The organism is Candidatus Desulfolinea nitratireducens, assembly GCF_982879505.1.
Map to the genome: position 1 here is coordinate 1 of NZ_CEYOSI010000220.1, position 5,692 is coordinate 5,692.

The window sequence follows — 5,692 nt, forward strand, 5'->3', positions numbered from 1 at the left end:
TATGGGTAGGGAAACTATGAGAGAAGGCAAGTTCTTATTCTAACAGCGTAAAAAGTTTCTATTATGAATCATGGACTTCTTTTATACCAAAGGAAAACTTTTCTTTCTCCACCTGATTATGCCACGCCATTACCTCTTGCGATAATCTGGATATTTACGAGGGAGACCGGCTGATAATCTCGGTAATATATGACAAGTTAGACAAGAGCTTGAAATTATTAGATCTCCTTTCTGTATTCACTGGGCGTTATTAATGAATGAACAACAAATTGAACAAGGCCTGATTACAAAGCTAGAAGATCTCAAATATACCTATCGCCCTGATATCTTCCATTGCTTCTGTTAATCGCAATTATGCTATACTTTCAGAAACAAAAACCGGGCAGTGCTAGAACACTCCCGGCAGGCCTACGCTGCGCGGCGTATGGCAATCAAAGCTTAGCATATTTACGCCGCTTTCTCAAATTGAGTTGGCGGCGTTTGTTTTCGCAGGTTGGGAAATAGGTTTACTTAGAAAAAGCAAGGCAGTCAACAAAGGGCAGACATTATGGCAAAAAACACCACCACCACCGAAGAACCCATCGAAAAGCAGCTCTGGAAAGCTGCCGATAAACTCCGCAAGAATATTGATGCGGCGGAGTACAAGCATATTGTGCTCGGCTTGATCTTTTTGAAATACATCTCGGATGCCTTCGAGGAGCTGCACGCCAAGCTCAAAGCCGGTGAAGGTGACTATGCAAGCGCAGACCCCGAAGACCGCGATGAATACCGCGCTGAAAACGTCTTCTTTGTGCCGCCCTCGGCAAGATGGAGCTATCTGCAATCGCGGGCGAAGTTGCCGGAGATCGGCAAGGACGTGGATGCGGCGATGGATGCCATCGAGAAGGATAATGCTTCGTTGCGCGGTGTCCTGCCCAAAGTTTTCGCGCGCGGCAATCTTGATCCGACCAGCTTGGGGCAGTTGATTGATTTGGTCTCCAATATCGCTTTAGGGGATGCGAAGGCACGCAGCGCGGATGTGCTCGGTCACGTTTACGAGTATTTTCTGGGCGAGTTCGCTTTAGCGGAAGGCAAACAGGGCGGGCAGTTTTACACCCCAAAATCTATCGTCAAATTATTGGTTGAGATGCTGGAACCCTATTCGGGGCGCGTGCTTGATCCGTGTTGTGGATCAGGCGGGATGTTCGTCCAGTCTGAGAAGTTCGTCATCGAGCATCAGGGTGGTCTCAATGACCTCTCCATTTATGGACAGGAGAGCAACCAGACGACCTGGCGTTTGGCAAAGATGAATCTTGCCATTCGCGGCATCGACAGTTCACAGGTCAAGTGGAATAACGAAGGTTCGTTTTTGAACGATGCCCACAAAGACCTGAAAGCGGATTTTATCATTGCCAACCCGCCCTTCAACGACAGCGATTGGAGCGGCGATCAACTGCGCGGGGATGCGCGCTGGCAGTTTGGCGAGCCGCCTACCGGGAACGCCAACTATGCCTGGATCCAGCATTTTCTTTACCATCTCAGCCCCAGCGGACAGGCGGGATTTGTGCTCGCCAAAGGTGCGCTGACCAGTAAAACTTCGGGCGAAGGCGATATTCGCCAGGCGTTGGTCGAAGCCCGTCTCGTGGATTGCATTGTCAATTTGCCCGGCAAGCTATTTTTGAATACGCAGATCCCCGCTTCCTTATGGTTTTTAAGCCGTAATCGTGCCAATGGAAAATTCCGCAACCGCACGGATGAAATCCTTTTCATTGACGCCCGCAATCTGGGACATCTCATCAACCGCCGCACGCTTGAATTTGATGAAGAAGACATCGCCCAGATTACCGAGACTTACCATAACTGGCGTAACCCCGATGGCAACTATGAAGATATAGCAGGTTTCTGCAAATCAGCGACCGTAGAAGAAGTTGCAAAACTTGATTATGTAGTCACCCCCGGACGCTATGTAGGCTTGCCCGAAGAAGATGATGACTTCGATTTTGCCGAACGCTTCACGACGTTGCAAAAAGAATTTGCCGCCCAGCTCAAGGAAGAAAACCGTTTGAATGCGCTCATTCAGGAAAATTTGGCAAAAGTGGAGATACCAATTGAAGGTAAAAAGTAAACTAAAATAGCTTATAATTTACTTTGATTAGAAAAAGTAAAATAAGAAAACCTATAGTTTACTTTAGGAGCATTTGTGGACATCAAAGATTTCAAAGCGGGTATGTATAGGGCGGGACATGAATATCGTTATTTCTTGCCGGAGAAAATTAACCATAGCTTTGTTTGGACAGACGAAGGCATTAATAAGCTGCTGGAACGGGCTTCCTTAAAACTCGGCGAATTGAACGCCTTTTCGCAATTTGTGCCTGATATTGATATGTTCATCAAGATGCACGTCACCAAAGAAGCAGTGATCTCAAGCCGCATCGAGGGGACGCGTACCAATATGGAAGAAGCCCTCAGCGACAAACCGGGCATTGACCCTGAGCGGCGCGATGATTGGCAGGAAGTGAATAACTATATTCAAGCCATGAATGCTGCGATTGAAGAACTTGAGAACTTGCCGCTTTCCAACAGGCTGATCAAAAATACGCACAAAATTCTGCTTTCCAGTGGCAGGGGCGAGCATAAAACGCCGGGGGAATTTAGACGTTCGCAAAACTGGATTGGCGGCGCGAGTTTGGCGGACGCAACCTTTATTCCACCGGCACATACCGAATTGCCGGAGTTATTATCCGATTTGGAACTTTTCCTGCACAATAGAGAAATCCAAATACCCCACTTGGTCAAGATTGCAATTGCGCATTATCAATTTGAAACCATCCACCCCTTTTTGGATGGAAACGGCAGAATAGGGCGTTTGCTGATTACGCTTTATCTGGTTTCACAGGGAATTTTAGATGTGCCTTTGCTGTATCTTTCTGCTTTTTTTGATAAAAACAAAACGCTCTATTACGACAATCTGACCTTTGTGCGCACGAAAAATGATCTGGCGCAGTGGATCAAATTTTTTTTGGTGGGCGTGATCCAAACGGCTGAAAAAGGGGTGGATACGTTGGACAAAATCGTCAAATTGAAAAAGGCAATTGAAGAGGAAGAGATTCCGTTGATGGGCAGACGCGCCAAACAAGGGCTTGTGCTCTTGCATCAATTATTCCGTCAACCGGTGATTACCACCCAGGATGCCGAAAAGATGACCGGTTTATCGCGCAAAGCCGCCAATGATTTGGTCAATCTTTTTGTTGAGAAAAAAATATTGCTCGAAAAAACCGGCTACCAACGCAATCGCGTATTTCTTTTTGATGAATATCTGAGGCTTTTCGATGACTAAAAAAGAACTTGCCGCCCAGCTTGAAGAAGAAAGTCGCTTGAATGCACTCATTCAGGAGAATTTAGCCAAGGGGGAGATTTCTAATGAGTAAAAAGTTGATCCGCAACAGTACCGCGGAATTTTTGATCTTTACCGCGCAAGAAGGCAAAAAAAGTATTGAAGCCCGCTTTGAAGATGAAACGATTTGGTTGAGCCAAAAGCTGATGGGAGAACTCTTTGAAGTTAGCATCAGCACGATTAATTATCATCTCAAAGAAATTTATAAAAGCGGCGAAATTGAAGAAGGTCGAACTATTCGAAATTTTCGAATAGTTCAACTTGAAGGGAAAAGGCAAGTTGAAAGACTGGTTGATTTCTACAATCTCGATGCGATTATCTCGGTTGGCTATCGGGTCAATTCCTTGCGGGCAACACAGTTTAGGCAATGGGCAACAAATGTTTTACGAAATTTTGCGATCAAAGGCTTTGTTTTAGATAAGACAAGGCTTGAAAACGGAAATTATTTAGGCAAGGACTATTTTGAAGAACTTCTCGCCGAGATCAGGGAAATCCGTCTCAGTGAATTCGACTACGACATCTCCACGTCCTGGCCCCACATAGACAGAAAGGGCATACCCATCTCCTATGTGCTCGTCGCCGAGAAGCATAGCCAGTGAAGAGCCTCCTACAGCACGATAGCCTATTCGATAGGAGAGCGTGAGCATTTCCTAAATTGGTACGAAAGTGAGTGTTTGAATGAAGCCCTTTATCATAAATCTAATTATTCTTGGATCTCTTATCATTATCTCGGGTTGTAATGCAACAAACCCGCTGGATGTGCAGGAGCAATTGGGCTCCCTGAACACCCAGGCCGCTCAGGCCTATCAAGATCGGGATTATGCCGCCGCGATAATCCCTGCACAAGAAGCAACGCTTTTATCGCGAGCTGAGTTTGGTCCAAATCACCCGCAAACGCTCTCCAACCAGACCCACCTGTCTTTACTATATGTGATGTTGGGTCAGTTCGATTCGTCAGAATCATTATACGAGAGTGAACTACATATAAATCGCCGCGTATTTGGGCCCAATCACCCAAAAACACTCATCAGCCTGAACAACCTTGCAATAGATTATGTCTCGCTGGGGCGTTATAAAGAAGCGGGGCTGCTATTCGAAGAAGCACTCCGAATTAATGAAAATTCCGATATCCATCGGGTCACTACCCTGAATAACTTGGCTTATCTATATCTACTCCAGGATCGCATGGATGAGGTGGAACCCATTTATCAGGAAGTGCAAAAAGTACTTCGAAATGGCGGGGCACTGGTTGATCCGGCTGCATTCGTGGGCCAGGACAAAATTACCTGGGTGGCATCGATTATTACTGATAGCGGTGAGGGAGACGGCGGTAGGGCTATCGATTGCAGTATGTTCAATGGAGGCACCGGTCCTTTCAATCCTGACCCTGAAACAGGTGGGGACATGGCTCAGTGCGGCCCTTTTGGAACTATGCCGACCTACGGGATGTGGGGAGGCTGGGGTAGTGGAGACGGCTTCGGTGGCGGTGATGGCGGAACACCGGATCTGCCCGGCGGCGGTGGAGATGGCGGTGGCGGTGAGCCTCCCGGATTCCCTGACGAAGACAGGGAAAGGTTACCGATTGGCATTGAGGAAGATTTTAATGGTTGTGCCAGCCAGGCTCCCGGAAGTGGAAGAGATAATTGCTGCAGCCACACAGCAAGTGATTGTGCTGCCGCGTGCCCGGTAGAACCGCCCGGTGGATATCTGACCTGCACCTGGGCCTGTGAAGATGCAGAACCGATTTGCAAGGCTGGTGACGATTTATGATGGCCGAATTGGATAATGGCAGGTCATTTATAGATCAAGGCAGCGCTAAAGAATTTCAGCTTTGAGAAGGCATGGAATCTTTACGGAAGCATATCAGGGCAACTTAATAACCAGTCTCGACTCGCTAGATCACCAGGGGTATGGCCTCTACAAAATTCAGGTATCTCTTGAAATTCGCTCATTACCGCGCTATACTGTTTATGTACAATCGGTTTTCCGGTTGGACACGATTTAGACTACCCCTTGCCCCCTCGCGTAGCATCCTGTAAGGGCTCAAGGGGTAGTCGCTTTGCTATTTATGACAAATGACAATTTTTATTGAGGTATGAAACTTGTATATTTAAGATAAATGCTCTTATGAAAAAGGCTTTGCTCAACTATATCGATTGGTTGAACACTCACACCTAGAACCATACGAGAAGGACTACATCATAAGCACTTTACAAGAATTAGAGCAAGTAGCAAACAAGGATGATGAGGAAATAAACGAGAGTTTAATTCATAGACAATTACTCTCTATTGAGCTAATCTCTCCAGATATATGGGATG

3 protein-coding genes and 1 pseudogene are annotated in these 5,692 nt (G+C 46.6%); all 4 read left to right on the top strand.

What is annotated here, in order from left to right:
* The first annotated feature begins 547 nt into the window (after nt 1-547).
* The gene (locus AC3DOM_RS14990; protein WP_487919853.1) at nt 548-2,104 is read left to right on the top strand and encodes a class I SAM-dependent DNA methyltransferase; all 1,557 of its coding nucleotides are present in this window, start codon (nt 548-550) and stop codon (nt 2,102-2,104) included.
* Nucleotides 2,105-2,179: 75 nt separating this feature from the next.
* On the top strand, nt 2,180-3,316 hold the full coding sequence (locus AC3DOM_RS14995) for a Fic family protein (protein ID WP_487919854.1): 1,137 nt from the start codon (nt 2,180-2,182) through the stop codon (nt 3,314-3,316).
* An 83-nt stretch (nt 3,317-3,399) separates the two neighbouring features.
* A pseudogene (locus AC3DOM_RS15000) lies at nt 3,400-3,879 on the top strand (virulence RhuM family protein); the annotation flags it as partial.
* A gap of 172 nt (nt 3,880-4,051) precedes the next feature.
* Nucleotides 4,052-5,143 carry a tetratricopeptide repeat protein gene (locus tag AC3DOM_RS15005; protein WP_487919855.1) on the top strand — a complete coding sequence of 364 codons (1,092 nt, stop codon included), beginning with the start codon at nt 4,052-4,054 and terminating at the stop codon, nt 5,141-5,143.
* Nucleotides 5,144-5,692 lie beyond the last annotated feature (549 nt).

Bases quoted from the DNA above. Each gene is read 5' to 3' on its own strand.
- AC3DOM_RS14990 (WP_487919853.1), top strand. From the start codon at position 548: ATGGCAAAAAACACCACCACCACCGAAGAACCCATCGAAAAGCAGCTC.
- AC3DOM_RS15005 (WP_487919855.1), top strand. From the start codon at position 4,052: ATGAAGCCCTTTATCATAAATCTAATTATTCTTGGATCTCTTATCATT.